At 43.7% G+C, this 26,664-nt stretch carries 24 protein-coding genes; 20 read left to right on the top strand and 4 right to left on the bottom strand.

All coding sequences use genetic code 11. The features are described from left to right. Window positions 1-3 precede the first annotated feature (3 nt). From codA to corA, 7 genes are all read left to right on the top strand, one after another. Window positions 4-1,260, top strand: a complete 1,257-nt coding sequence (gene codA, locus AB4027_RS00315) for a cytosine deaminase (RefSeq protein ID WP_368645546.1) — start codon at window positions 4-6, stop codon at window positions 1,258-1,260. Between the two features lie 122 nt (window positions 1,261-1,382). Further along, a complete protein-coding gene (locus AB4027_RS00320) occupies window positions 1,383-1,820 on the top strand; it encodes an OsmC family protein (protein WP_091490026.1) in 438 nt (145 codons plus the stop codon). 306 nt (window positions 1,821-2,126) lie between these two features. Continuing rightward, window positions 2,127-2,972 (top strand): MurR/RpiR family transcriptional regulator, encoded by an 846-nt coding sequence (locus AB4027_RS00325; RefSeq protein WP_091490029.1) that lies wholly within the window; start codon window positions 2,127-2,129, stop codon window positions 2,970-2,972. Continuing rightward, the gene (gene murQ, locus AB4027_RS00330; RefSeq protein ID WP_091490032.1) at window positions 2,972-3,862 is read left to right on the top strand and encodes an N-acetylmuramic acid 6-phosphate etherase; all 891 of its coding nucleotides are present in this window, start codon (window positions 2,972-2,974) and stop codon (window positions 3,860-3,862) included. The genes AB4027_RS00325 and murQ overlap by 1 nt, the downstream gene beginning before the upstream one ends. A 47-nt stretch (window positions 3,863-3,909) precedes the next feature. Continuing rightward, window positions 3,910-5,337: a PTS transporter subunit EIIC gene (locus tag AB4027_RS00335; RefSeq protein ID WP_368645547.1), complete on the top strand. Its 1,428-nt coding sequence runs from the start codon at window positions 3,910-3,912 to the stop codon at window positions 5,335-5,337. Next, on the top strand, window positions 5,324-6,370 hold the full coding sequence (locus AB4027_RS00340) for a MupG family TIM beta-alpha barrel fold protein (protein ID WP_368645548.1): 1,047 nt from the start codon (window positions 5,324-5,326) through the stop codon (window positions 6,368-6,370). Before AB4027_RS00335 ends, AB4027_RS00340 begins: the two co-directional genes overlap by 14 nt. 655 nt (window positions 6,371-7,025) lie before the next feature. Further along, complete coding sequence (corA, locus tag AB4027_RS00345; RefSeq protein WP_368645549.1) at window positions 7,026-7,982, top strand: magnesium/cobalt transporter CorA; 957 nt, start codon at window positions 7,026-7,028, stop codon at window positions 7,980-7,982. A 122-nt stretch (window positions 7,983-8,104) separates the two neighbouring features. On the opposite strand, the gene msrA is transcribed toward corA, so the two are convergent. After that, window positions 8,105-8,755 (bottom strand): peptide-methionine (S)-S-oxide reductase MsrA, encoded by a 651-nt coding sequence (msrA, locus tag AB4027_RS00350; protein ID WP_368645550.1) that lies wholly within the window; start codon window positions 8,753-8,755, stop codon window positions 8,105-8,107. A gap of 295 nt (window positions 8,756-9,050) precedes the next feature. Between msrA and AB4027_RS00355 the strand changes: the two genes are divergently transcribed. The 6 genes from AB4027_RS00355 (at window position 9,051) to AB4027_RS00380 (ending at window position 16,727) form a co-directional block, all read left to right on the top strand. Then, window positions 9,051-10,433 carry a PTS galactitol transporter subunit IIC gene (locus AB4027_RS00355; protein WP_368646434.1) on the top strand — a complete coding sequence of 461 codons (1,383 nt, stop codon included), beginning with the start codon at window positions 9,051-9,053 and terminating at the stop codon, window positions 10,431-10,433. 71 nt (window positions 10,434-10,504) lie between these two features. Continuing rightward, the gene (locus tag AB4027_RS00360) at window positions 10,505-11,416 is read left to right on the top strand and encodes an alpha/beta hydrolase (RefSeq protein WP_368645551.1); all 912 of its coding nucleotides are present in this window, start codon (window positions 10,505-10,507) and stop codon (window positions 11,414-11,416) included. Between the two features lie 15 nt (window positions 11,417-11,431). Next, the gene (locus AB4027_RS00365; RefSeq protein WP_368645552.1) at window positions 11,432-12,781 is read left to right on the top strand and encodes an alcohol acetyltransferase; all 1,350 of its coding nucleotides are present in this window, start codon (window positions 11,432-11,434) and stop codon (window positions 12,779-12,781) included. Continuing rightward, a complete protein-coding gene (locus tag AB4027_RS00370) occupies window positions 12,778-13,446 on the top strand; it encodes a DUF6320 domain-containing protein (RefSeq protein ID WP_368645553.1) in 669 nt (222 codons plus the stop codon). Before AB4027_RS00365 ends, AB4027_RS00370 begins: the two co-directional genes overlap by 4 nt. A 30-nt stretch (window positions 13,447-13,476) precedes the next feature. Next, on the top strand, window positions 13,477-13,878 hold the full coding sequence (locus AB4027_RS00375) for a (deoxy)nucleoside triphosphate pyrophosphohydrolase (protein WP_091489221.1): 402 nt from the start codon (window positions 13,477-13,479) through the stop codon (window positions 13,876-13,878). Next, entirely contained in the window at window positions 13,875-16,727 is a 2,853-nt protein-coding gene (locus AB4027_RS00380) for a DEAD/DEAH box helicase (RefSeq protein ID WP_368645554.1), read from the top strand. The genes AB4027_RS00375 and AB4027_RS00380 overlap by 4 nt, the downstream gene beginning before the upstream one ends. A gap of 51 nt (window positions 16,728-16,778) precedes the next feature. Here AB4027_RS00380 and AB4027_RS00385 read toward each other — a convergent pair whose 3' ends face one another. After that, on the bottom strand, window positions 16,779-18,635 hold the full coding sequence (locus tag AB4027_RS00385) for a diguanylate cyclase (protein ID WP_368645555.1): 1,857 nt from the start codon (window positions 18,633-18,635) through the stop codon (window positions 16,779-16,781). 268 nt (window positions 18,636-18,903) lie between these two features. On the opposite strand from AB4027_RS00385, the gene AB4027_RS00390 reads away from it, so the two are divergent. After that, the gene (locus tag AB4027_RS00390) at window positions 18,904-19,908 is read left to right on the top strand and encodes an ion channel (protein WP_368645556.1); all 1,005 of its coding nucleotides are present in this window, start codon (window positions 18,904-18,906) and stop codon (window positions 19,906-19,908) included. 52 nt (window positions 19,909-19,960) lie between these two features. On the opposite strand, the gene AB4027_RS00395 is transcribed toward AB4027_RS00390, so the two are convergent. Continuing rightward, on the bottom strand, window positions 19,961-20,908 hold the full coding sequence (locus AB4027_RS00395) for an alpha/beta hydrolase (RefSeq protein WP_368645557.1): 948 nt from the start codon (window positions 20,906-20,908) through the stop codon (window positions 19,961-19,963). A 154-nt stretch (window positions 20,909-21,062) separates the two neighbouring features. On the opposite strand from AB4027_RS00395, the gene AB4027_RS00400 reads away from it, so the two are divergent. The 6 genes from AB4027_RS00400 to AB4027_RS00425 all read left to right on the top strand — a co-directional run bounded on the left by AB4027_RS00400 (window position 21,063) and on the right by AB4027_RS00425 (window position 25,636). Beyond that, window positions 21,063-21,380: a rhodanese-like domain-containing protein gene (locus AB4027_RS00400; RefSeq protein WP_091489213.1), complete on the top strand. Its 318-nt coding sequence runs from the start codon at window positions 21,063-21,065 to the stop codon at window positions 21,378-21,380. 1 nt (window position 21,381) lies between these two features. Continuing rightward, entirely contained in the window at window positions 21,382-23,040 is a 1,659-nt protein-coding gene (locus AB4027_RS00405) for an FAD-dependent oxidoreductase (RefSeq protein ID WP_368645558.1), read from the top strand. Then, window positions 23,033-23,329: a rhodanese-like domain-containing protein gene (locus tag AB4027_RS00410; RefSeq protein WP_091489210.1), complete on the top strand. Its 297-nt coding sequence runs from the start codon at window positions 23,033-23,035 to the stop codon at window positions 23,327-23,329. Before AB4027_RS00405 ends, AB4027_RS00410 begins: the two co-directional genes overlap by 8 nt. A 1-nt stretch (window position 23,330) precedes the next feature. Continuing rightward, window positions 23,331-23,591 carry a metal-sensitive transcriptional regulator gene (locus tag AB4027_RS00415; protein WP_091489208.1) on the top strand — a complete coding sequence of 87 codons (261 nt, stop codon included), beginning with the start codon at window positions 23,331-23,333 and terminating at the stop codon, window positions 23,589-23,591. Between the two features lie 135 nt (window positions 23,592-23,726). Then, entirely contained in the window at window positions 23,727-24,263 is a 537-nt protein-coding gene (locus tag AB4027_RS00420) for a PepSY domain-containing protein (RefSeq protein ID WP_368645559.1), read from the top strand. A gap of 719 nt (window positions 24,264-24,982) precedes the next feature. After that, a complete protein-coding gene (locus AB4027_RS00425) occupies window positions 24,983-25,636 on the top strand; it encodes an HD domain-containing protein (RefSeq protein ID WP_368645560.1) in 654 nt (217 codons plus the stop codon). Window positions 25,637-25,657: 21 nt separating this feature from the next. On the opposite strand, the gene AB4027_RS00430 is transcribed toward AB4027_RS00425, so the two are convergent. Beyond that, entirely contained in the window at window positions 25,658-26,548 is an 891-nt protein-coding gene (locus tag AB4027_RS00430; RefSeq protein WP_368645561.1) for a lysostaphin resistance A-like protein, read from the bottom strand. Window positions 26,549-26,664: the final 116 nt, after the last annotated feature.

Here is a 26,664-nt window from a genome sequence, read left to right on the forward strand (position 1 = left end):
TCGATGATCATACAAAATGCAGCTTTAGTAAAAAGAGAGGGCCTATGGAACATTCACATAGAAAATGGCCAGTTCATTAAAATAGAAAAAGCCCGTTCGGTCGACGGCGCATTGGATGTAGAAGGTAAGTTAGTGAGTGCGCCATTTATCGAACCGCATATCCATCTGGATACGACCTTGACAGCTGGAGAGCCGAAATGGAATGAGAGCGGTACGTTGTTTGAAGGGATTTCAACATGGGCGGAAAGAAAAAAGACACTGACTAAAGAAGATGTTAAGAAACGGGCAAAAAAAGCCTTGCAGTGGCAGATCGCTCAGGGGATCCAAGCGGTGCGGACCCATGTGGACGTCTGCGATCCATCACTAACAGCGCTCAAAGCCTTACTGGAAGTAAAAGAAGAAATGAAAGAATTTGTTGAGATCCAACTCGTTGCTTTTCCTCAAGAAGGCTTCCTCTCATATTCTGATGGGACGGAACTGGTAGAAGAAGCCTTGAAACTGGGAGCGGATGTTGTAGGAGGTATTCCTCATTATGAATTTACCCGTGAAGACGGAGTGGAATCAATGAAGATCGCATTTGACTTAGCTGAAAAATATGATCGACTCATTGATATTCACTGTGACGAGATCGATGACGAGCAGTCGCGGTTCGTGGAAGTCGTTGCGGCAGAGGCGTATAAAAGAGGACTCGGGAGCAGAGTGACCGCAAGCCATACGACGGCGATGCACTCGTATAACGGGGCATATGTCTCCAAGCTCATGAAGCTGTTAAAGCTGTCCAAAATCAATTTTGTGGCCAATCCGCTGGTGAATATCCACTTGCAGGGACGGTTCGATGACTACCCGAAACGCCGTGGGATCACCCGCGTGAAAGAATTGAGTGAAGCGGGACTGAATGTCTGTTTCGGGCACGATGATATATTTGATCCTTGGTATCCCTTGGGAACAGGGAATATGCTTCAGGTCCTGCATATGGGGATCCATGTCACGCAATTGATGGGCTACAATCAGATCGTTGACTCGTTCGATTATATAACGGATAACAGTGCAGTCACACTGAATATTCAAGACGCGTACGGTATAGAAGAAGGTAAGCCGGCTAACTTTATCATCTTGAATGCCACAAATCGATATGATGCACTGAGAAAGCAGGCTGAAGTGCTCGCCTCCTACCGTAAAGGAAAGAAGATAGCAGAAACAAAACCCAAGGCATCCTCTGTTTATTTGCCCGAACCTATGATGATCGATTTCGAAAGATAAGCAATTTATGAAAAAGCCAATGATATAAAGTATTTATGATCCAGGAAGAGTTTGATTCGTTTCTTATTTTACTGAATGTAAGTATGGAGAAGGGTATGATTTAGTAAAGGATGATAGAATTGATGAGAAAAATGACTGTTTCTGTAAATGCTCAAAGTGAAAATCTTGTGGTGAGAGCAAGCACAGGAGAGCATAAGATTATTTTCGATGAGTCTGAAGTGTATGGCGGACAAAATAAAGGGCCGCACCCGATGGAGACCCTGCTCGCGACGTTGGCTTCGTGTACAAATATAACAGCGAATATGATCGCCGGCGAAATGTATTTTGACTTGAGAGGTCTGTCCTTTGATGTGCAAGGGGTATTCGATCCATTTGGGGTTATGGGTGATGCATCCGTTCATCCTTACTATGAACAGGTGACCGTCAATGTTCAAGTGGATACGCCGGAAGACGACGTGGAAATTCAAGCGTTAAAGAAACAAGTGGAAGCCCGCTGTCCCATCTACACTTTACTTAAAGCCGCAGGAGTTAAAATGAACGATAGTTGGGTCAAAGCTTAAAAAAAATGAAGAAGGCTTTGGAAAAACACTAGAAAAGAAAATACCGTCAATTTCAGGGACATTCAATCCTTGAATTGACGGTATTTCTGCTTTTTCAGCCCATTATTGAAACAGACCTATGTCAGAATGCCTATAATATCTTTTCCAGTCCGTTTAGTATAATATAAATAGGGTGAGTATTGTTTCATAAATTTAAGCGTATTCACTAAATAGTATCCAACAGGTAGTACTTTGTTTTATAAAGTAAGCGTTTCATTGACACTATGTTTTATGATGTTAATATAGTAATGAAGAGGGAGATAAATTATGGCCATAGCAACGTTAAAATTAAAAGAATATAAAAAGGATGCCAGCCCGACAGAAGTGGCGATCATCGATTACATTTTAAAAAATGCAGAAGAAACCAGTCGAATGACGATATATGATTTAGCGGAGAAGACGTTCTCCTCCCCTTCGACAATTATTCGTCTATGTAAAAAGACTGGCTACAAAGGCTACAAGGACTTTTTGAAAGATTTGATCTATGAACAGGCTGTTCGGTCGAATTACAAAAAAAAGCATATTGCTGAACTGACAAAAACAGATGAAATAGAAGAAATCATTAATAAAGTGACACATAAAAATATTCTTTCACTGGAAGAAACAGAAAAACTGATCGATACAGAAACGATCAAAACATGTGTACAAAAACTGTTTGAGTGCGAGAAACTGACTATTTTCGGTATGGGAGCCTCGCTTATCGTGGCCAAAGATGCCCAGCTGAAGTTTACACGTATCAACAAAATGTCTTATGTCAGCGAAGACTGGCACACTCAGCTGCTCATGGCCAAAAACATGAGTGAGAAGGATGTTGCCTTAGTGATTTCCTATTCCGGTCAGACAGAAGAAATGATCACCTGTACGGAAGTGGCAAAGGAGAATGGTGCCACGATCATCTCGATCACGAAAACAGATGAATCACCGATCAATAGATTAGCAGATTATGCAATTTATGTCGCATCAAATGAGTTCAGCTTCAGAAGCGGGGCGATGTCGTCGCGTATTGCACAGTTGAATATCATCGATATCCTCTTTACGAGCTATATCAATAAAATGTACGAAGAGACTATCGAGATACTTGAAAAAACACAGATAAAAAAGGAGCAGGACTGATGGTAGAGTTAGGAAAGATGGAAACAGAAAAACAGAATCCCAATACGATGAATCTTGATCAGATGAGTGTGAAAGAAGCACTCACTGTAATGAACAATGAGGATAAAAAGGTGGCAGAAGCCATTGAGGAGGTGATTCCTGAAATTGAAAGCGCCGTCCACACGATCATCGGTCAACTGAAAAAAGGAGGGAGACTGATCTATACAGGTGCCGGTACGAGCGGTCGTCTAGGCGTTCTTGATGCTTCTGAGTGTCCACCGACCTTCGGCACACCGAAAGAAAAAGTCGTGGGTCTGATCGCAGGTGGGGAACGTGCCTTTACGGAAGCCATCGAAGGTGCAGAAGATAGCCAGGAGTTAGGAAAAGAAGATTTAGTAAAGTTAGAGTTGAATGAAAACGATGTCGTGGTGGGATTAGCCGCAAGTGGACGTACCCCTTATGTCATTGGTGCATTGAATTATGCGGGAGAAATAAAGGTTCCAACGATCGCCATCGCCTGCAATAAAGACACCAAAATCGGTCAGGCAGCGGATATTGCTATTGAAGCGGTCCCGGGTCCAGAAGTCCTGACGGGCTCGACACGTTTGAAGGCAGGGTCCACACAGAAAATGATCCTGAATATGCTGTCGACGATCGCCATGGTAGGGGTCGGCAAGGTATATAAAAACCTGATGGTCGATGTTCAGCCGACAAACGAAAAACTTGTATCACGTGCAGAAAACATCGTGATGAAAGCAACGGATGCTGACCGAGAAACGGCTAAGAAAGCTCTTGCTGAAAGTGACGGCAAAGTCAAAGTTGCCATTATAATGATTTTATTAGATATCGATAAAGAGGCTGCCGTCAACAAGCTGGAAACATCAGAAGGACATGTTAGAAAAGCACTTTAATAAAAATACGTTAATAAAAAACAAAAATGAAAAGGAGCAACACACAGATGGTTAAAAACAATGAAAAATTAGCTCAAGAAATCGTCGATGCAGTTGGTGGCAAGGATAACATCGCTTCCTCCACGAACTGTATGACCCGTGTCAGGATGAACGTCAAAGACAAGAGCCTGATCGATGAAGCTGGACTTAAAAATACCGAAGGTGTCATGGGCGTGAATGATGCAGATACTTACCAGGTCATTGTTGGACCGGGAACGGCTAAAAAAATCAATGATCTGCTCGTAGAAAAATACAATGTACAGGATTCATCCGGCAGCGCCAATAACTGGCAGGAAAACAAACAGCAGATCAAAGGTGGGCAGAAACAAAGCAAATTCAAACAAGCCTTAGCCACGATCGCCAATATCTTTATCCCAATGATCCCTGCGATCATTGCCGCCGGTATTTTCCAGGGACTAAGCGGACTGCTTGGTACAATGATCAGCGAAGGGACGATCAGCGGCGATGTCTGGGAAGGTATCCGCATCACCTTTGCATTGATCGGGAACTCGTTCCTGGGCTACTTCGCTATCTTCACTGGTATGAATGCGGCCAAACGCTTTGGTGCAACAGAAGCCATAGGTGGGATGATCGGGGCCATGTCGATTGCGGCACCCCTGATTGATCTATCCACACTCGTTGGTCTGTATGATGCTGAACAGCCGCTGAATTCGATCCTGACAACGGGTAAAGGTGGGATCATCGGTGTTATCTTCGGTGTATTCATCCTGGCGAAGATAGAAAAAGCTGTACGAAAACGTACGCCGGATGTCCTGGACTTGATGGTCACACCGATCGTGACCTTACTCATTACGACCCTGATCTTTGTTTTTATCATCATGCCAGTTTCAGGCTTCTTTTCTGATTGGCTTGTACGCGGATTAAGCCTGATCATTGGTTCTGAAAACACATTTGTAAGTATCTTGTCTGGCTATATCTTAGCTGCAGTCTTCCTGCCAATGGTATTGGTTGGTCTGCATCACGGGTTGATCCCGATCTATGCCATTCAACTTGAAGCTTTAGGTGGCGTATCACTGTTCCCAGTATTGGCTATGGCCGGTGCCGGACAAGTTGGAGCAGCCATTGCCATTTACTTGATCGCTAAAAAAGTCGGCGACGAAAGAATGAAAGGCGTTATTTCAGGCGCACTGCCTGCGGGTATCCTGGGGATCGGTGAGCCTCTGATTTACGGTGTCACACTGCCTTTAGGTAAACCGTTCATCACGGCCGGTTTAGGTGCAGGCTTTGGTGGCGCATATGTCATGATGATGGGTGTTATGGCAAATGCCTGGGGACCATCCGGCTGGGTCGCTCTTCCATTGATGCAGGATGGAATGATTCATTACGCAATCGGCATACTGATCTCTTATCTTGGAGGATTCATCATCACACGTCTGTTCATTAAAGAGGACGATTTAAGAAATGCAAACATCTAAAATTTTTGGATTCGCCGTTTACGTGTCCGCATTTAAACGGCAGCGTCCATTCCTTGAAATGATGAAGGATCAAAACGCACCGGTCTTTACCTCTCTTCATATGAATGAAGAAGTGACGGATTCTTATGTGGATGATGTGGAAGAGATGTGCCAATGGCTGCATGAGAACGGGTTCTGGATCATGGCGGATGTATCGCCGTTGACGCTGAAACGGTTTGGCGAGGACTCACTGGCTTCTCTGGCTCGTCGTCTTCATTTAGATAACTTGAGGTTAGACTTTGGCTTCGATTTAAAGCAACTGAAAAAAGATGAGTTGAATGTCAGTTTCACCTATAATGCCTCAACGCTGCTGAATCAGGATAGTGAAGAAGCAGAAGCCTTCTACATGCATAATTTTTATCCGAGACCTGAAACGGGGCTGGATGACGTCTTCTTTACTTCACTGAATCAGCGGATCAAAGAGGCGTCTGGTCAGACACTGGCGTTTATCTCTGGCGATGAGGAAAAGCGCGGACCTTTGTATGAAGGTTTGCCTACTCTTGAAGCACACCGCTACCTTTCGCCGTATGCCCAGTGTGTCGATCTTTTGAAGACCTATGGTGTCGATAAAGTGTTTCTAGGAGACATAAAAATGTCTGACTTTGAACTGGACTTGATCATGAAGTATTTAGAGGATGGACTGATCCGTCTTCCGGTCAAGCTGCCGGCAGCATTGGATCAGTTGTATAACGAAAGATTTACTGTCCGAGTAGATTCACCAGGCACGCTGATCCGTGTCCAGGAGTCCAGACAGTACGCGCAAGCCGGAAAACACGTCGAACCGGACCAGACAGACAAGCGTCTGAGAGGGTCCGTCACGATGGATAACGAGCGCTATAAACGCTATTCGGGAGAAGTTCAGGTGACAAAAGCCGATTATCCGCAAGATGATCGGGTGAATGTCATCGGAAGGTTGAGTGAAAAATATCATCTACTGCTCGATAATCTCCACAATGGTGAAACCTTTATGTTCGTACCTGAACGAGGGGAATAAAAGAAGGAAAAAGTAAATGGAAGAGGTTGGGACAGCTCAGTTGTTCCAGCCTCTTTCGTTTATTTTCTGGCAACATTTAGATGAAAGTAGCCTTCGACTGACTGATCTAATCGATTAACGATACTTCTGAAGCACATTATGTAATATCTTGATGCTGAACGAGCTTTACAGCTAGTTTTGCCATTATTACTGCATAATAGGAGTTGCAACATCAGTATTGGAACAGGTTGTGACAAGATATCTCCATAAAACAGGTCGCAATTTCAGTATTGGAACAAGTTTTGACAAGGTACCTCCCAAAAACAAGTCGTAATATCAGTATTGGAACAGGTTTTGCCAAGGTGTCTTCATAAAACATGTTGCAATATCAGTATTGGAACAAGTTTTGCCAAGGTGTCTTCATAAAACATGTTGCAATATCAGTATTAGAACAGGTTTTGGCAAGATATCTCCATAAAACAGGTCGCAATACAAGTTTTGAAGTAACATCTGACAAGTCAACTGAATTAAAGAATAGCTAGGAACCTCGTTAGGAACGTCGTATGGTACACTGTCTTTTATTTTTTCAGATTATGTATAATTAGAAAGTTAGAATAGTTTCTTATATTATCGTATAATGAATTATCAAGTGAAATATTAAAGGATGTTTTTATATATGATCAACATTATAGGCGTACTGCCGGATGACACGGTGGAAACAGATGTCAAAGTGACTGAGGAGAATTTAAAGAGATATAAATGGTACTGGGTGGATTTCAACAATCCGACAGCTGACGAGTTCCGGCTGCTGGATTCTGTGTTTCATTTTCATCCTTTAGCGATCGAAGACTGCGGGATCATACTCCAGCGTCCTAAACTGGATTATTATGACGGATATGATTTCTATGTAACCCACATCGCCAAGCAGGAAGCTAAAGAAATCATAAAGGAAGAATTGGACTTCTTCGTCGGTCCGAATTATATCGTCACATTTCACTTTGAAGAATCCAAAGAAGTTGAACAAGTATGGAGCAGGATCATGAATCAGGCCGCCATTGAAAAATGGGATCCGTATTATATCTTTTATCAAACACTGGACAAGCTGGTCGACGCTTATTTTCCACTTATTTATACTATAGAGGCAGAGCTGGACGTGATCGAAGACAATAGACAAAATCAGTCCGTGGGTGAACTGATGGATGAACTCTTTGATATCCGGCACATGCTATTGCATATCCGGCAGACAGTCAACCCGATGAGGGATCTGCTCTACCGGATGCTGAATTCCCATCATTTAACGGAAGTAAAAAAAAGACGCGAGTATTTCTCTGATATCTACGATCACTTACTCAAAGTATCGGAAATGGTCAGTTCAAACAGGGAGGTCACCACGGATATAAGGGACAATTATCTGTCCATGACTTCTCATCAAACCAATGAAGTCATGAAGTTCTTGACCATTATTACGTCTATCTTCACGCCACTGACACTGATATCAGGGATTTACGGCATGAACTTCGTCAATATGCCCGAACTAGAATGGCAGTACAGCTATTATGTCGTGCTGACCGTTATGCTGATTATAGGCCTGTCGCTATTTTTCTGGTTCAAGAAAAAAGGCTGGTTCGACTAGTCATTAGTCAAATAATAAAAAAGCTCCCGTCAAAGCAGAGAATAAAATCATTCTGCCATGACGGGAGCTTTTCATAAATGTTTCACGTGAAGCAATTTACTGGAAAAGTCAGAGAAGACAGGTTACCAGCGGATGGTCTGGAGCGTTTCTCTGAGGACTGCTTCAGCGTCCTCATTTAACTGCCAGTCTTCCATTTCCTCTTTGATGTCAGATAAACGCCCGTTTTCCCTGACAAAACCGTTTAAGCGAGCGGTGATAGTGGAATACACGAAACTCGTATGATCCGGGAATAAAGGCAGGAGGGTATCCATTGCTTTATCGAACCGCTTGAGAAAATATTTCTGATGACGATCTTCAGCGGGATAAAAAGGTAGATCATAATGGATCTCTGTCCCGATCCTTTTTCCGTTTTGCTTTTCCCATTCGCTTTTAACTTTCTGAGCTGACTCAAGCTGCTCAGTGGAATGGACGATCAGCTGTGAAAGGTATTGACGACCTTTATAACTGCGGTCCTTTACGGCATCGTGACTGTCCCAGAAAATCCTTAGAATATCTTCATAAGATAGAAGGGAAGGATCAAAAGCGATCTGAATCGATTCAGTATGGTTCCCCATGTTTCGATAAGTAGGTTCAGCGGTCGTCCCGCCGGCAAATCCTGTACGGGTATGGAGCACACCGGGGTACTGACCAAACTGGCTTTCCGGCCCCCAGAAACAGCCCATCCCGAAGGTTGCGGTCTCCATTTTTTGTGCGCGGCGATTGAAATCAAGCATCAGAGGTTCCTCCTTTAAGTAGATGTATCCTTGTCAGTACGTGTTTATTAGTTTAACACGTGCACGTTTGCATTAACTAATCATTGCTATATTTCAAAAAGGGGAGAGTAAAGCATCAGATCAGTCTGGGATGTCTATTTGAGATTCAGGGGCAGCAAACAGAGGTCTGCCGATGAGTCATATAAAGTAACAGAAATAAAATCAGGCGGGAATATGTCCGGTCATTTTTGGTATACTTCTTATACATGGAATATATAGAAATGAAAAGAGTTCAAAGGAGAAAGAGATGCAGAATATATTGAATGGGCTGTCGCTGATCATGGATTCCTTTGGCGCGGCAATAGTGGTCCCCGTCGTTTTGTTTGTACTGAATCTTATTATGAAAGTTCCCGGAAAAAAAGCCTTCCAGTCCGCGCTCAATGCCGGCATCGGACTGACGGGATTTAACTTGCTGGTAGGGGCTTATACCCCGATCGTGACCCCGGTCGTCCAGCGGATGGTGGCGACGACCGGCGTCAACTTGAATATCCTGGATACCGGCTGGCAGGCAACCAGTATCGTGGCTTATTCCACGCAAGTCGGCATGATCTTCCTGGGGTTGGGTCTTTTGATCCAAGTGCTGCTTTTTGTACTGAAATTTACGGATGTGTTTTTTCCATCAGATTTGTGGAATAACTATTCTTACATGCTTTGGGGATCGATGCTGTACGTAGTGACGGGAAACGTCTGGCTGTCTATTGGTCTGATGGTTCTGATCAACGTGTACACGATGGTTTTTGCAGAAGGTCTGTCAAGGAGATGGTCGACCTATTACGGCTATCCCCGAACGACCATCGTGGCTTCGCACGCTTTAGGTTCCTTTCCCTTGGCTGTCGTCATGAATCATATATTGAACAAGCTGGGCGCCGACAAGGTGAAATGGGACACTGAGACCCTGCAAAAACGCCTGGGGGCTTTAGGCGATCCGACAACGATCGGTTTTATTTTGGGGGTTCTTTTAGGATTGGCAGGAAACGTTACCCGCCTTGATACGCTCGAAGGCTGGGGTGAATCCTTTACTGTCGGGATCGCGACCGCAACGGTCATGGCGGTCTTCCCTAAAATCGCTGATATCTTTGCTTCAGCATTTAAAACACTCACAGACGCGTCCAAAGGATCCGCCAAATCAGACGATGAAGACAAGCGCGTCTGGTATCTGGCTATCAACGATGCCGCAGGATACGGTGAACCGGCAACGATTTTGACCAGTCTGCTCCTGATCCCGATCATCATTATCCTGGCGATCGTGCTTCCCGGGAACCAGGCACTGCCGCTGGTCGATCTCGTGGCTCTGCCTTACATGATGCAGGTGATCGTCTCCATCTCAAACGGGAATATATTCAAGTCACTGATTTCAGGAACGTTGTATCTCGTGTCAGGTCTGTACTTAGTCACCGTTGTGGCTCCTATATTCACGGAAGTGGCTTTGAGTGTCGGGGTCAACCTGCCGGAAGGGGCGGTTTTGATATTCAGCTTAACGGTGCTGACCAACATGCTGGGGGGCTTGCTGTTTTTAGTCTTCATGACCCAAAATACGTATCTCATCGGTCTGTCTGTAATCCTATTTATCGCGCTATACATCGTTTTCAAGAAAAACAAAGAGGATTTCCTGTTGTATCTGGAGGAACAGGCAAAATAAAGGTATGATTGCAGGGTATTCAAACTGTCCGTTAAAATAAAAAAGAAGTCTGAGGATAATGAGGGAAAAAGATGAATCCAGTATTTAAATTTTTACTACGCTTAGCGTCATCGCCGCGTATCGACATGCAGGAAGACTACCAGTGGGTGAGAAAGCTGCAGAAGGTCTTTTCCAGTGCACCGACAGCCCGTTTTCGTACACTGGATGAAAAGATCTATTCAAAGAACAATAATCATGAAATCCCTGTACGTATTTTTTTTCCTAAGAAGAAAACACATCCTGAACCGATCCTCTACATCCATGGCGGCGGCTGGGCGATCGGCGATATCGATTACTACACGCGCGCCTGTGTCAATATAGCTGATCATCTCGGCCGCGTCGTCTACTCCGTCGATTACCGCCTGGCTCCGGAGAATCCGTATCCGGCCGGCTTGAATGATGTCTACCGTGTCGCTGAAGTTCTGCTTACGCCGCTGGAAGGCGAAGAAGAAGAGGACTGGATCATTATGGGTGATTCAGCAGGAGGTAATTTAGCTGCAGTCGTCTCGATGCTGCTGCGTGACCGTAAAAAAAGACTGCCTAAAAAACAAGTGCTGATCTATCCCTTGACTTACTGGGATCATACGGAAAACTCGCCGTTTGAATCGGTCAAAACGAACGGCTATGATTACGGCATGACGATCAAGAAAATCCAGGGCTTCATGGAACTGTACGGCCCTGATATGACCGAACGAAAGAGTCCGCTGATCTCACCTTTGATGGCTGAAGACTTAAGTGGTCTTCCAGATACGCTTGTCCTGACTGCTGAATTCGATCCGCTGCGGGATGAAGGGGAAGCTTACGGAAAAGCCTTGAGAAAAGCGGGGAACAGAGTAAAGATCCATCGGGTACTGAACAGTGTCCATGGGTTCATCAACTATCCTGCTTTTACTGAACCGATGGAGGAAACACTGAAGGAAATGGAAACTTTTTTAAACGATTAAGGAGGTCCAGCAGCTATGGAAAAGAAAAAATGGGTCAGGCTGGATAACGCCTCGAATATCTTTTTAGCTGCCAGAAATGAAACAGATACGAAAGTTTTTCGCTTATCGGCTGAAATGACAGAAGTGGTGGATCCTGTGTTACTCCAGTCTGCTCTGCAGGAAACATACAAAGAGTATCCGTTGTTTCATAATGTGCTGAGACGGGGTATTTTCTGGTATTACCTGGAAGAGCGCAGGGGAACGCCCAAAGTGAAACTTGAAACGGAACCGCCGTGTTCGCCGCTGTATCATTATGACAAGCGGGAGTTTCTGTTCAGAGTACTTTATTATAAAGACCGGATACACCTGGAAGTTTTTCATGCACTGACCGATGGGACCGGAGCGTTGTGGTTCTATGAAGATCTGCTGACAGAATATGTCAGGCTGCGTCAGGCCAAGGTGCTGAAGTCTTTGGATAAACCGGCCAGCAGAGAAAAAGCAGATCTGGAAGACAGTTTTAAACGTTATTTCAGAAAAAAGAAAAAGTATACTGCGATCGAAGCCAGTATGGAACCGCTGGAAAAATACAGGGATAAAGATTTGGCAGACGATGAGGAACCGTTAGAGCCGGAGCCTGAATCTTCTTCTGTATATCGGATCAAAGGCAAAAAAACACCGGATCATCGCCAGCGTGTTATAGAAATGAGTCTGCCTTTAAAAGAAGTGCTGGACCTTGCTCGAAGTGAAAAGGTCTCATTGACCCTCTACATGACAACTCTTTATATGCTGGCTGTTTACCGTGCCAAAGAAGATAAATCAGAAGATGTGACGATCTCGACCTCCATTCCTATAAACCTGAGACAGTTTTTCCCGTCAGTCTCCGTGCGTAACTTTTTCAGTACGACGATCGTTTCCTACACCTTCAAGCCGGATAAGGATGATTATCTCGATGATCTCTATGAAAAACTGACGCGTCAATTCAAGGCACAGCTGCAGAAAGAAGCATTGGAGAAAAGACTGAACCGTTTCATACGATTTGAATTCAATCCGTTGACGCGTATCACCCCTCGTCCACTTAAAGATGGCATGCTGAAGCTGGTGAACTACTTCAATAATAAAAACATCACAGTAGCCATGTCCAACTTAGGACGGGTACAGCTGCCGGAAGGGATGGAGCAGTATGTCAAGCAGACATTCTTCTATACAGCGGCGGTGCGCCCTCAGTTCTGCCTGATAAGTTATCAGGATGTCCTGACAATAAGCTTTACGAGCCCGTTTGTTGAAACAGATATCCATCGTGAATTTGTCCGACTGCTGACAGAAAAGAACGTAAAGGTCACGATGGATGTGAATAGAGTATCCAGAGAGGAGATGAACGGCAAATGAAACGCTGTCCCGAATGTCATGCTGATGTCAAAGGAGACTGGGAAAGATGTCCGCTGTGTCAGACAGATTTGAAAGTGCCAGAGAGTGAAAAGCCTGAAGAGTCGGATTTTCCGGAAGTCCCTCTGAAATTCAATCGAAAAAAAATCAAGCAGGTACTCAGTTTTAGTTCGGTTCTCCTGATCTTCCTTTATTTTGTGGCTCATTTTATCTGGCGGTTTCAGTTCTTCAATTTAGAGTATGTGCTGTTTGGCATTCTGATCATGTGGCTGATGATGCTCGTCATTATTAGAAAACGCCGAAACATCGTAAAAGGTATCGTGTATATCTTGTTCCTGTTTTCCTTGTTGAGTTTATATTTCGACTATGTCAATGGCTGGCTGGGATGGTCGCTGACCTTTGTGATCCCGATCCTGTGTATCTCTGCCCTGCTCGCTATGTTCATTTCTATCCAAGTGGTGAATCTCAGGGCTGAAGACTACGTTCTCTATCTTCAGCTGGCGGCCATCGCAGGCTTGATACCCGCCGTTTTTTTATTGATGGACTGGGTTGTTTTTGCTCTGCCAAGTCTTTTGTCCATTGTATTTAGTCTGGTCATGTCCGTTGCTGTCTTTTTCAAGCATCGACAGGCTGTTATAAATGAACTTGAAAAACGTATGCATGTATAAAAAAGAATGACAAGCAAGGAAGTGTATAGAATGAAAGACATTTATGTGGTGGGAGCAATCATAGAATATAATGGAAAAATCCTATGTGCTCAAAGAAGTTCATCCATGACATTGGCTGATTTGTGGGAATTCCCCGGAGGAAAAATAGAAGGAAACGAAACACATCAGGAAGCTTTGAAGCGTGAAATTAAAGAAGAGCTTGAACTTGATATAAAAGTAGACGACCAGTTATTTGAAGAAACGATATATGAGTATGACTTTGGCCGGGTGCATCTGGCAGCTTATAGGTGCGGCTACATGAAAGGGACTCCTTATCTGTCAGAACACAAAGCCGTCAAATGGTTAGAGGTTGAGGAGCTGAAAGATTTACAATGGGCCCCAGCAGACATTCCTATTGTAGAAAAACTGATGCAAGAAGGTGTCTCTGCATGACTGATATGATGGAACGTTCACTGAAGAAGGCATTTATTGATCATCAGCTTCAAGGGTCCCACTATGATCCGCAGTTGATCATCAATGATGTTTCAAAAAAAGAATTTATGCTTAATGTTCTACATGAAGAATTAGTTACATGTACGGATTTTTTCTTTTCAGTCGCTTTTGTGACCCAGGATGGCTTGGCTGCATTGAAAACGCAGCTGGCTGATTTACATAAAAAAGGGATCCAGGGACGTATCCTGACTTCTGTTTATCTGGCTTTCAATAAACCAGATGTCTTCAGTGATCTGCTGAATATTCCCAACGTGGAGGTCCGCATTTCAAACAAAGAGGGCTTCCATTCTAAAGGATATTTATTTACGCATCAAACACACCACTCCTTTATCGTGGGGAGTTCCAACTTAACCATGAGTGCGTTGAAAATCAATTATGAATGGAACGTGAAACTGACATCCTATAACCATGGCCAAATGATCCAGGACATCCACGATCATATGGAAGCAGAGTGGCAGCAGGCGGAAGTGCTGACCCGTAAATGGATAGAAGATTACCAGAAAAACTACGATCCGCAAGTTGAATATAAAAGGGTGTCCCTAAGCGAAGACGAACCTCTTTATATTCGGCCCAATACCATGCAGAAACAGGCGCTCAGTAATCTTCGGGGACTTAGAGCCCGCGGAGCTGACAAAGGCCTTGTGATATCAGCAACCGGCACGGGTAAAACGTTCCTTTCCGCCTTTGATGTCAATCAGTTTTCACCGGATCGTGTCCTGTTTATTGTACATCGGGAACAAATCCTCAATAAAGCAAAAGAAGATTATAAGAAGATCCTCAGCGGTCCAGATTCGGATTACGGGGTGTTATCGGGATCGCATAAAGACCTTGATGCCAAGTATCTCTTTGCAACGATTCAGACCCTCTCAAAAGAATCAGTATACAGTCAATTTATTGAAGAGCACTTTGATTATATCCTGATCGATGAAGTCCACAAAGCGGGAGCGGCTTCTTACCATAAAGTGATCGATTATTTTTCTCCAAAGTTTTTACTGGGGATGACAGCGACACCTGAGCGTACGGACGGATTCAATATATTTGAACTGTTCGATTACAATATTGCCTACGAGATACGTCTGCAGGAAGCCTTGGAAGAAGATATGCTGTGCCCCTTTCATTATTTCGGTGTCACTGATTTTGAGAAAAATGGCACAATGATTTCTGAGGAAACCGACTTTTCCCAACTTGTCGAGGAAGACCGTGTCAATTTTCTTCTGGAAAAATTAGGTTACTATGGCTGCTCGAGAAACAAACCGAAAGGACTGGTTTTCTGCAGCCGAAAAAAAGAAGCCAAGGCACTTGCTGAGCGATTTAATACTAATGGCATAGCAAGTACGTACTTATCCGGTGAAGACTCTCTGGATAAGCGTGAAAGTGAAGTCGGCCGTCTCGAAAAAGGGGAGATCAGTTATATCTTTACTGTCGATATTTTTAATGAAGGCATCGACATCCCAAAAATCAATCAGGTCGTGATGTTGAGAAACACCCAGTCCAGTATCATCTTTATCCAGCAGCTGGGTCGCGGACTTCGAAAAGATCCGTCCAAAGAGTATGTGACCGTTATTGATTTTATAGGTAATTATAAAAACAACTACCTGATCCCGATGGCCTTATCCGGAGATGTCTCGCGGAACAAAAACAAAGTAAGAAAAGATACGTATGACACTGATTTTATCGCTGGCGTTTCATCGATAAATTTTGAAGAGATAGCAAAAAAGCAGATATTTGAGTCGATTGATCAGACTAAGATGGATTCGATGAATGAACTGAAAAAGTCCTTCAACTTACTGTACAACCGGCTTGGTAGGGTCCCGTATCTGGTGGATTTCAAGCAGCAGCAAATCTTGGATCCGGTCCTTTTGGCGAATAAGAAGAATAGTTATTACGATTTTCTGGTAAGTGTAAAGGGAAATGAAGGTACACTTTCTGAAATGGAAAACAAATATCTGATGATTGCTTCGCGGGAACTACTGCCGGGGATGAGAAAGCATGAACTGATTTTATTGAAAGAACTGATGAACAAGCCTGAAAAGATTCTTGAACTGAAAGAAGTACGTAAGTTGTATGAAGAACAGCAGTTAACGACTGACGACCGGACCTTCCAATCCGTGTTGAATACACTGAATTTCAGTTATTTTTCCAATGAGACGAAAAAAATGTATGGTGAAAACGGATTTATTCATGTGACGGACAATGAGATAAGTTTATCTGATGATTTGAAAAAAGTGCTACTTAACGATTATTTGAAACTTCTCCTAACGGATGTCATTGAAACAGGATTATTGAATACAGAAGAGTTTGAAACGGATAAACCCCTGACTCTTTACCAGAAATACAAGAGGAAGGATGTCCTCAGACTCTTGAACTGGGAAAAACAAATGAATGCGCAGATAGTCGGTGGCTATATAGCTAAAGATGGGGAGTTTGTCATATTCGTCACTCTGGAAAAAGGGGAAACCTTTGCTGGGGCACTCATGGCTTACGAAGATGAGTTGCTGGATTCCAGTACAATGAAGTGGTTTACCAAATCACCTAGAACGTTAAAGTCACCGGAAGTAGAAAAATTGAAAGATCCGTTGAACTGGACGTATCGTCTGTTTGTCAAAAAATCAGATGATGAGGGAAGCGATTTTTACTATTTAGGAAAAGTTGAACCTGTCCAAAGTTCGCTTAAAGAAATAAAGAAACATACCCAGGAGGGCAAAGAGAAAAGTGTGGTAACACTGGACTTGAAATTAAAGCAGCCAATCGAAAACAGTTTGTACCGCTATTTGATCTTGAAAGAATAAAAACACACCGTATCCGCTCGATAAGCATGAGTGGATACGGTGTGTTTTGCATTAGTGCTGTTTTGACTGGCGTTTGTTCGCATACATGGCGTCATCGGCGCATTTCAGCAGAGCGGCTGCTGTAGTGCCGTCCTCTGGGAACAGCGAATAACCGATGCTTGGGATGCATGTCAGTTTTTTATCTTTGATCTGATAAGGGTGGCTCAACGCATCAGATAGTTCCTGAATACGCGAACTGATATCGTTTCGAGAGGAGATACCGGTCAAAAGGAGAGTAAACTCATCACCGCCTAAGCGGGCACCATGTTCTACATCATTCAATATCAGGCGGAGACGATAGCCGACTTCAGAAAGCAACTCATCACCAGTGGCGTGTCCATAAGTATCGTTGATGTGCTTGAAATTATCCAGATCCATGAATATTACGGCAAAGGGTTCACCTGTTTTTTCAGACTGCCTGATCTGTTTGTTGAGGTTCCCTTCAAAATGTGTCCGGTTTGCCAGGTCGGTGAGTGTATCGTGATACGCCATGTAATGGATCCGTTCTTCGTTTCGCTTGTTTTGAGTGATATCCTGGGCGATAGAGAAGACGCCGACCATTTCTGTCTTTATCATTATTGGAATATGAGTGACGTTGATATACACTAGACGACCGAAATGATTCGTGAGGGGGAACTCATAATGCTGGGATATTCCTTTCTTAGTATTATAGAAGGTTTCTCTTGCTTTCTCTTTATAGGCATCGTCGACAAAGTGCATGATGGACTGACTGATCAATTTTTCGCGTTTTACTCCAAGCAGGTCTTCACCTTTTTCGTTGACGCTCAGGACATGTCCTTTTAAATCAAGGGAAAATACAGCATCAGGGTGATGATAGAAAAGGGATTTATGCCTTTCTTCACTAAGGATCAGATCAGTTGTCTGTCTTTGATAGTCCTTTATAAGGCGCTTGTTTTCAACCAGGACAAGCAGCTGTCTGACAATAATGACAGCGATTGTTACACCAGCACCGAATGTTACTTCATTGAGCGTAGAAGCATTGACGACCATATAAATAAAAAGAATGCTGACATAAATGTAGGGGAACAGCATGCGCAGGCGGCTATCGGATTCATTGAGCAGTAGGTTACTGGTCTCTTCTGAGAAGGGCTCCTTTTGAAGCAGCCCCGTAAAGCCGATCAGCATCAGACCTAGAACAAATAAAGGATCCAGAAAACTCCCGGAAACATAACTGTCTGTATTCTGCATAAGCAAAAAACCGATATCTGCAGTGATTTGAACAAGTACTCCTGAGAACAGGAAGACGGTTGTATACCTATGAAAGAGACGTCGTCCTGTCATGAACAATATGACGATAAAAAACAGCAGAGTCAGATCTCCAAGAGGATAAAAGAGAGATAATGCCAGTTCAAATGGTGTTACTGTATCATTTGCAATGAGCGGTTTAATGAGAAAATACCAGAAAAAGGTCGTATAGACCGTCATCACAAGGAAAATATCAAAGATGAACTTTGTAATGGAGAGGTACTTTTTCTCCATCTTGAGTTTATAACTAAAGGCCATCAGATAGAAGATAATATTCAGTATGTAAAAAATGTCGGGACTTCCGGGATAAGGGACATCGAACAGTAAAACTGTTTCATAGATAAACCATAAAACTTCTGCAATAACGAAACTGAAGGTGCCGAAAGACAGAAACAGCCAGAATAATTTATCTTTATCCCGATTTTTTTTATAGGCCTGTGCCAGCCAGATCGTAGCCAATAGAGGTCCGGCAATAGAGAACAGGTTTCCCCCAAGTGTCCGTATGTATTCGTGCGTTTGAAATATTGTTATCCAACCATAGTAGAAAAAGGTATAAATAAAAATAAACACAAGAACGATTTTATTTTTGTGTTTAGCAAGCATGTCATGTGATCTCCTTAAACTGAGATATTTCTTTATGAAAACCATACCACACTATAAATGAAAGTAACATAGATAATTGTTTTAAGAAATAAAAAGAGAATAGAGTGGTGAACAAAAAATGTCGACAGACACTCATGGGCTGGAAAGTGGATACACAAGAACCTCGACAGCCCAGAGGACCGAATAGCTGGCTAGGGTGATTTAGTTGCAAAAAAGCTTCTTGGTCGCGTACTATTGAAGTAACCACTATAAGGAAGTGTAAAGAAAAATGTCATATATCTATTATATCCTGGGCTTTGGTTTAACGATTTTCACGATCATCGATGTAATTTGGACAACATTATGGATAGACGGCGGAGCCGGTCCCCTTTCCAAACGAGTGGCTCATGGGACATGGAGGATCGTAGAAAAAGTGTTAGGAAAAAAGAATAAACTGCTGACTCTTGTCGGGCCGATCGTCCTTATGGCCACACTGCTCAGCTGGGTCATTTTTATGTGGGCTGGTTATACCCTGTTTTTTGCGGGAGATACAGGATCGATCGTTGACTCTTCAAATATGCGGCCGATCGGCTGGACTGACCGGCTCTATTTTACCGGCTATACGATTTTTACCTTAGGGATCGGTGATTTCACTCCCAAACCCGGGTTCTGGCAGGTCGTCACTGCGTTTGGCTCAGGTATAGGCATACTCTTTCTCACTCTAGGGGCCTCTTATGTTATTAATGTCGTCGGTGCCGTGGTCAATAAACGATCGTTTGCACGGTCTATTTCAGGACTCGGGATGACCAGCGAAGAGATTATGAAGGCGGGATGGAATGGAAAAGATTTCCATCAGTTGGATCTGCTCTTGATGAATGCTTCTGCGGACATCTCTAAACTCACACAACAACATCAGGCTTACCCACTGCTGCATTACTACCATAGTCAGACACCAGAGGAAGCCTCGGCTGTCGGAGTAGCCATCCTTGATGATTTAATGACCATACTGCACTACGGATTAAAAGACAAAGATTCAGTCAATGCGGTTCTGGTAAAAGAGACACGGTCCAGTATTGAAACCTATCTGGATACCCTGACTTCGGCTTTTGTCAAACCTTCTGAATCAGAGCCGGATCGTCCGGATATCACCAGATTATTCAATATGGGGATTCCTTTCGTAAAGGAAGAAGAATTCATGCGGGATCTGGATACACTGTCTCGTCGTCGTCAGAAATTACTGGGAGCTGTCTACTCAGATAATCATGACTGGCCAACGCATAAAAAAAATCAGTAAATTTTTTATATAGAAAAGACCCGGATGATCGCGTCCGGGTCTTTTCTGTCAGTTAATCTATTTTTGAGAGGTATTTGGATAAAAAGCCTTTAATACGTTTCCGGTATTCTTCTTTATTTGTAATATACCCGTAGGCGTGTCCGGCTTCAGGGACGATATACAGTTCTTTTGGACAGCTGGCCGCTTCATAGACATCATAAGCCATGTGGGTGGGAACGAACTGATCGTTGCTTCCATGAATAAAGAGGATCGGAGTCCGGCTCTTCTGAACTTGTTTTTCCGGGTTGGCTTCGCCGAACCAGTAACCTGCTTTGATTTTTGTGATAAAGCTGGTCAAAGGTATAAAGGGATACTGCGGAAGCTTGTACATCGTTTTCAACTGATGGGCCATTTCTTTGGAAACAGAACTGTACCCGCAGTCTTCAACGATTGCTTTAACGTTTTTTGGCAGGGATTCTCCGCTGACATTCATCACTGTAGCGCCGCCCATACTTAAACCATACAAAACGACCTCCGTGTCTTCACCGAATGTGTCGATCATCTGCTGGATCCACAGGACATAATCTTCCCGTTCATGCCAGCCAAAACCGATATAGTCGCCTTCGCTTTCCCCGTGTCCGCGTGCGTCCGGGAGCAGCAGGCTGAATCCCAGGTCATAAAACAGCTTGGCCCAGGGAGCCATATCCCGGTTGCTTCCGCTGTATCCGTGCGCTATGATAGCGACTTTTTTTGAGGATTCTTTAGCGGGGATAAAGAGCCCGGAAAGCAGCAGGCCATCGGTCGCCCGCTGGACCAGCACATCCTTTTCGACGGTCTGGTACCACCTTTTTTCTTTTTCCCAGGGATCGTCTGGGTATATTTCTTCCATACTGTACTCAGCGACAAATTCCTTTTTACTGATACCTACAGCGGTTTTATAAAGATATGTACTTGCAAAGGTAAACAAACTGGTCGTCAAGCCTACTGCTCCAAGTAAGCCCCATTTCATTCGCTTTCTCATAGGATAAGCCTCCTTTAAATCATTGATTCCATTATAACGTAGAAAATTGAAAAAAATGCGAAGTTTTTTATTTATCGCGCTTGACATCCTGGTTTATAAGGTTTAGTATACCTAGTGGGGTATCCAAAAAAGAAAGAAAGCAGAGGAGAATAGCATGTTTGGACTTTTTAATCGTATACCAACTATTACAACTAAACAATTAGAATCGGAATTAAGCAAGAAACCTACTGTGTTAGATGTGCGTATGCCAGGCGAATACCGTCAGGGGCATATCCCGGGATCAAAAAACTTCCCGCTAAATAAAATTGAACAGTATAAAGGTAAAACAGACGACAAGCTTTACGTTATCTGTCAATCAGGTATGAGAAGCAAGCGCGCAGCATCAGCCCTGCAGAAAAAAGGGTATGACGTCGTGAATGTTCGCGGCGGTATGAATCAATGGAATGGAACAGTACGAGGAGGAAAACTATAAAATGAGTAAAGTAGTTATTGTTGGAGGCGTAGCCGGCGGTATGTCAGCCGCAACACGTCTGCGTCGTTTAGATGAAAAGGCAGAAATCATTATTTTTGAAAAAGGTCCATATGTTTCTTTTGCAAACTGCGGACTGCCTTACTATGTTTCAGGTGAGATTTCAGACCGCAGCAAGCTGCTGGTTCAGACGCCGGAAGCCTTGTATGACCGTTTCCGTTTGGATGTCAGACCTGAACATGAAGTCCTGTCTATCAATGCAGAAGAAAAGACAGTGACAGTCAGAAGCAATGGGGAAGAATCAACTGAAAGCTACGACAAGCTGATCCTTTCACCAGGCGCCAGACCTTTTGTACCACCGATCGAAGGATTGAATGAAACAGAGAATGTTTACACCTTAAGAAACGTTCCGGATCTGGACAAGATCATGAAACGCATCGACGGAACGAACCCTAAAAAAGCGGTCGTTATCGGTGCCGGCTTTATCGGTATCGAAATGGCTGAAAACCTGAAACACAAGGGTATCGACGTTGTTGTCGTTGAGAAAGCACCTCAAGTCCTGCCGCCGTTAGATGAAGAAATGGCTGTCTTCGTTGAAAACGAAATGGAAGAAAACGGCATAAAAGTCATCACATCTCAATCTGCAGTTGCCTTTAAAGACAAGGGTCAGCGCGTAATATTGGAAGACGGAAGTGAACTGGAAACAGATATGACCGTCATGTCCGTAGGTGTTCAGCCTGAAAATACTTTAGCAGAATCTGCAGGTATCGAGCTTGGATTCCGTGGTGGTATTTTAGTGGACGAAAACTACGAAACAAACGTTTCTGACATTTATGCAGTCGGAGATGCGATCGTCGTTAAAAACCAGATCACAGGCGCAGATGCCTTGATTTCTCTTGCATCGCCAGCTAACCGTCAGGGACGTCAAGTGGCTGACATTATTGCCGGGATGAAACGCAAGAACAAAGGAAGCATCGGTACAGCGATCGTTCGTGCCTTCGGGCTTACTGCCGCATCAGCGGGACTCAGCGAACGCATGGTGAAAATGGCTGGTCTTGATGTTGCTTCTGTTCACACATTAAGCAAAGACCACGCCGGTTACTATCCTGGCGCCACAGACATCACATTGAAACTGGTATTCAACCCGAATGACGGGACCATTTATGGTGCGCAGGGTGTCGGTGTCAAAGGTGTCGACAAACGTATCGATATCCTTTCAACAGCGATTAAAGCAGGTCTGACTGTTTACGATCTTCCAGAACTTGAATTCACTTATGCCCCACCATTTGGTTCAGCTAAAGACCCAGTCAACATGATCGGTTATGCTGCACTGAATATCATTGAAGGCATGAGCGAATCTGTACAGTGGCATGAACTGAACAGCGAACTTGAAAATGGGGCTGTCCTGTTAGACGTAAGAAACGAATCTGAACTTGAAGCATCAGGACGTTTCCCTAACTCAGTCAATATCCCGCTGAACGATCTGCGTGACCGTATGGATGAACTGGACAAAGACCAGACCTACGTCATCAGCTGCCGCAGTGGTCAGAGAAGTTATATCGGCGAACGCCTGCTCAAGCAATCAGGCTATAAAGTGAAAAACTTAGACGGTGCTTTTGCACTGTATCAAACTGTAAAACCGGAGGAGATCGACTATGTATAATTCAATCAGTATGGATGAATTTGGTCAAAAACAAAGAAAAGAAGACATCAATATCATAGACGTCAGAGAAACAGGTGAATTTGCATCTGGCCACATTCCAGGCGCTGTCAACGTACCTTTAAGCGAATTTGCTCAGCATCTCGACAAAATCGATAAAGACAAAGACTATTATGTCCTGTGTCTGTCTGGGGCACGCTCTTCTGTTGCATGTGACTTTTTAGGAAATAATGGGTATACTGTAACTAACGTGATGGGCGGCATGTCTGCCTGGAGAGGAGACATCGAGTAAGATGGTAAAATGTGACAAAAGCATCCTTAATCGCTTGAAACGGACTGAGGGTCAGATCAGAGGCATTCAGCGTATGCTCGAAGAGGAAAAAGAATGTTCAGATCTTGTCACGCAATTATCCGCTGTCCGTTCCAGTGTGGACCGAATCATGGGTCTGATCGTTGCAGAGAATCTGAAACAGTGTGTTGAGAATCCTGATGCAGATCCCGAAGAACAGGCAGAGAAAATTCAAAAAGCGATCCAGTTAGTTATAAAGAAATAATGACTGGAAAACAGACCTTGCTCTATGAGCAGGGTCTGTTTTAGTTTGCAGAAAAACATTAAACATGATTAAACGAATGGTTCTTGGTAAGATAAATAGTAGAATCAGCTAAACTCTTTTTAGGAGGAGATAGAGATGTCTAAAGTCAAAGCGGTGAAGTATGGCCTTCTTTCTTTATCAGCCAGTCTTCTGCTCGCAGGATGTAATGGAGAAGATGAGCCGACTGAAACAAGCCCTAGTGAAGAAGAGACAGCGGGGATACAAGGTATCGAGTTGCCCGTTCCATTAAATAATGCAATAGATCTATTCTATGAGACGTTTGAATCGGAAGATATCAGTATTGATTCGATCCAGTTTGAAGAAGATGATGGACGCTATATTTACGCCTTCGATGGTTGGGACGGCGAGTTTGCCTATGAGTTGAAAGTCGATGCGGAAACGAGTGAAGTCTTTGACCAGGAGCAGGAAGAAGACAGTGAAACAGAAGATGAGTTGAACCTGGAAGATATCATTGATCCGATAGAAGCCATGGACGCTGCGCTTGAAGCCAGCGGGTCAGGCTATGTGGAAGAGTGGGAACTGGAAGTAGAAAACGACCAGACGATTTATGATATCGATGTCGAAGACGGCGACGATCAGCAAATCGATGCTGTTTCGGGCCAAGCGATGTAAGCATGTAAATCTAAAAGACGACATGAATGATCTGAAAGAAGAGTCCCCCGCGACTCTTCTTTTCTATTTTCATCTTGAGGGAAGTTGTTTTTGGGGGAATCAGAACAATTCTAAGACGATAACCGGAACTGAAAAGAGAAAGCTGAGATGAGTTTTTATTATGAACGCTTATAGTCGCAACTGCATGCAGGGAATGAGAGCGAGTTACTGTTATCGGCGCATATAATTATAACTGAAGGAGAAAGATATGGAAGAGTTTCTATTATTAGTGACTTTAATAGGAACTGAAAGACCTAAAGTGGATAGAGTTCCTGCTAATATCCGCTATAGTGGGAACTCGACGTCTATGTACGACACCGGTTGCCGATATGAGCGCTAATAAACGGAACTCAGAGACTTTAACACGTGCGAGTTCCTGAAATAAGGGCTCATTCCCGGAACTGAGTGTCGACAATGGTATGAGTTCTTGGAATAAGGGGTCATTCCCGAGACTGGAGCTCAGCAGCGGCGACGAGTGCCTGAAATAAAGCCTAATTTCCGGAACTGAGTGTCAGCAGAAGCGATGAGTTACTGAAATAAGTGATTATTCCCGTAACTGGACACCTGAAAAAAGGTGAGCTTCGGGAATCGTCCTCAAATAACATGAATTCGATACAGCGCTTAAACTTTTTTAGGTGAATGGTTTCTGAATGTGTTAAAGTGAAGAAAAAGAAAAAGGGATGTCTGAAATGTATAACGAAACGATAATCAATGATACGAAAGAGATGGTACGGGGGAAGCTCTTGAACGAAGGGACCGGACACGACTGGTACCATATCGAACGGGTATGGAAAACGGCTGTGACTCTGGCTGAAAAAGAAAAGGCCAACCGGTTTATCGTCGAACTTGCTGCCCTTTTGCATGACTTGATCGATGACAAACTCGTCTCCAACAAAGATGAAGCGGTGCAGGAAGTGATGTACTGGCTGGAAGGCGTCGGGGTCACGTCAAAAGACAGCGAACGGATACTGGAGATTATCGAAACGATTTCTTTCAAAGGCGGTAATTCTAAAAAGCTGCACACCCTAGAAGCGCAGATCGTCCAGGATGCGGATCGTCTGGATGCCATCGGTGCCATAGGTATCGCCCGCTGCTTCGCTTATGCCGGGAGCAAAGGTGATCCATTGTTTGATCCGGAACTGTCTGTCAGAGAAAAGATGACGGAAGAAGAATATCGTAAAGGAAAATCCAGTGCTGTCCATCATTTTTACGAGAAACTGCTGAAACTGAAAGACCTGATGAATACAGGGGCAGCCAGAGAAATGGCGGAAGAACGCCATGCCTTTATGGAAGACTACTTGACGCACTTCTTCAATGAATGGGAAGGTCAGTAAAAAAAAGACAGTCACGTACTTTTAATACGTGACTGTCTTTTCTATTTGTTCTAAATTATCAGCGTAGGGGCTTTGTTCACTTTTTATGGACCGGAATATTCTTGCAAAAATGAAGATCACGATAAACAGTCCGACGATAAAAATGACGGAAAAGACAATAAAGTCAGTAGGCAGTCCTTCTGACAGTGCTAATAAGCTTTCTATCGCGGGTTCCTCGTCACTGGGCACGAGAAGGGCAGGCAGAATAACGAGAAAGTTGTATAAACTATGCGTGAAGATGGCATAAAAAAGATTCTGGTATTTCACATAAACCAGAGCACACAACAGGCCTAAGAGCAGCTGGGGGATGAAGAGTGAACTGAAATGAAACACCATGAAAAGCAAGGAACTGAAAATGACGCCTTTTTTAACAGAATACTTATCCACCCATTTGTTCATTATGTAGCCGCGGAAAACGATTTCTTCAACGATCGGTGCCACGATAACAGCGATGACAAAGAGGTATGACGCAGACAAACCATCATCGGTGGAGATCTGTTCAAGGTAAGGGATCAGCCGGTCAAAAATATTCGGGATAAACGAAATGATGGTCAGCAGGAATATGGAAAAACTTGTGGCGACAACAGCTATGAGCAGTGTCCAGCCAGCTATCTTAAGTAGGTCGTGCCCTTTTTTAGGCGTCGAATGAGCCACAGCATCGATACTCAATGCCTGCTTTTTCATCTGGGAAACCACTATTTTATAGACCAGAAAATAAAGCACGCTGTCAGATAAGATACGGACAAAAGAAAAGTGTTCACCGGCAAAAGCGAGCAGCAGTACCGTGGTCAAAATGGTCACAGCGATGAAGGATAGAATGGTCCATCCCAGGAGTCCCCAGAGCGAAGCGTGCTTGAATGACTTCTGATACATCAGATTCCCTTCTTTCAGTGTTTGTTTTAAGTATAGACTAGCACAATTCAGTCTGAAATCATATTATGAAGGCTACAACTGTGAGATTTATGATAAACTAGGGTCAAAGTGAATCG

It is taken from the genome of Alkalibacterium putridalgicola (genome assembly GCF_040959045.1).
Taxonomy (GTDB): domain Bacteria; phylum Bacillota; class Bacilli; order Lactobacillales; family Carnobacteriaceae_A; genus Alkalibacterium; species Alkalibacterium putridalgicola.

Excerpts from the sequence above, each read along its gene's own strand:
- codA (WP_368645546.1), top strand. The coding sequence starts at position 4 with ATGATCATACAAAATGCAGCTTTAGTAAAAAGAGAGGGCCTATGGAAC.
- AB4027_RS00320 (WP_091490026.1), top strand. The coding sequence starts at position 1,383 with ATGAGAAAAATGACTGTTTCTGTAAATGCTCAAAGTGAAAATCTTGTG.
- AB4027_RS00325 (WP_091490029.1), top strand. The coding sequence starts at position 2,127 with ATGGCCATAGCAACGTTAAAATTAAAAGAATATAAAAAGGATGCCAGC.
- murQ (WP_091490032.1), top strand. The coding sequence starts at position 2,972 with ATGGTAGAGTTAGGAAAGATGGAAACAGAAAAACAGAATCCCAATACG.
- AB4027_RS00335 (WP_368645547.1), top strand. The coding sequence starts at position 3,910 with ATGGTTAAAAACAATGAAAAATTAGCTCAAGAAATCGTCGATGCAGTT.
- AB4027_RS00340 (WP_368645548.1), top strand. The coding sequence starts at position 5,324 with ATGCAAACATCTAAAATTTTTGGATTCGCCGTTTACGTGTCCGCATTT.
- corA (WP_368645549.1), top strand. The coding sequence starts at position 7,026 with ATGATCAACATTATAGGCGTACTGCCGGATGACACGGTGGAAACAGAT.
- msrA (WP_368645550.1), bottom strand. The coding sequence starts at position 8,755 with ATGCTTGATTTCAATCGCCGCGCACAAAAAATGGAGACCGCAACCTTC.
- AB4027_RS00360 (WP_368645551.1), top strand. The coding sequence starts at position 10,505 with ATGAATCCAGTATTTAAATTTTTACTACGCTTAGCGTCATCGCCGCGT.
- AB4027_RS00365 (WP_368645552.1), top strand. The coding sequence starts at position 11,432 with ATGGAAAAGAAAAAATGGGTCAGGCTGGATAACGCCTCGAATATCTTT.
- AB4027_RS00370 (WP_368645553.1), top strand. The coding sequence starts at position 12,778 with ATGAAACGCTGTCCCGAATGTCATGCTGATGTCAAAGGAGACTGGGAA.
- AB4027_RS00375 (WP_091489221.1), top strand. The coding sequence starts at position 13,477 with ATGAAAGACATTTATGTGGTGGGAGCAATCATAGAATATAATGGAAAA.
- AB4027_RS00380 (WP_368645554.1), top strand. The coding sequence starts at position 13,875 with ATGACTGATATGATGGAACGTTCACTGAAGAAGGCATTTATTGATCAT.
- AB4027_RS00385 (WP_368645555.1), bottom strand. The coding sequence starts at position 18,635 with ATGCTTGCTAAACACAAAAATAAAATCGTTCTTGTGTTTATTTTTATT.
- AB4027_RS00390 (WP_368645556.1), top strand. The coding sequence starts at position 18,904 with ATGTCATATATCTATTATATCCTGGGCTTTGGTTTAACGATTTTCACG.
- AB4027_RS00395 (WP_368645557.1), bottom strand. The coding sequence starts at position 20,908 with ATGAGAAAGCGAATGAAATGGGGCTTACTTGGAGCAGTAGGCTTGACG.
- AB4027_RS00400 (WP_091489213.1), top strand. The coding sequence starts at position 21,063 with ATGTTTGGACTTTTTAATCGTATACCAACTATTACAACTAAACAATTA.
- AB4027_RS00405 (WP_368645558.1), top strand. The coding sequence starts at position 21,382 with ATGAGTAAAGTAGTTATTGTTGGAGGCGTAGCCGGCGGTATGTCAGCC.
- AB4027_RS00410 (WP_091489210.1), top strand. The coding sequence starts at position 23,033 with ATGTATAATTCAATCAGTATGGATGAATTTGGTCAAAAACAAAGAAAA.
- AB4027_RS00415 (WP_091489208.1), top strand. The coding sequence starts at position 23,331 with ATGGTAAAATGTGACAAAAGCATCCTTAATCGCTTGAAACGGACTGAG.
- AB4027_RS00420 (WP_368645559.1), top strand. The coding sequence starts at position 23,727 with ATGTCTAAAGTCAAAGCGGTGAAGTATGGCCTTCTTTCTTTATCAGCC.
- AB4027_RS00425 (WP_368645560.1), top strand. The coding sequence starts at position 24,983 with ATGTCTGAAATGTATAACGAAACGATAATCAATGATACGAAAGAGATG.
- AB4027_RS00430 (WP_368645561.1), bottom strand. The coding sequence starts at position 26,548 with ATGTATCAGAAGTCATTCAAGCACGCTTCGCTCTGGGGACTCCTGGGA.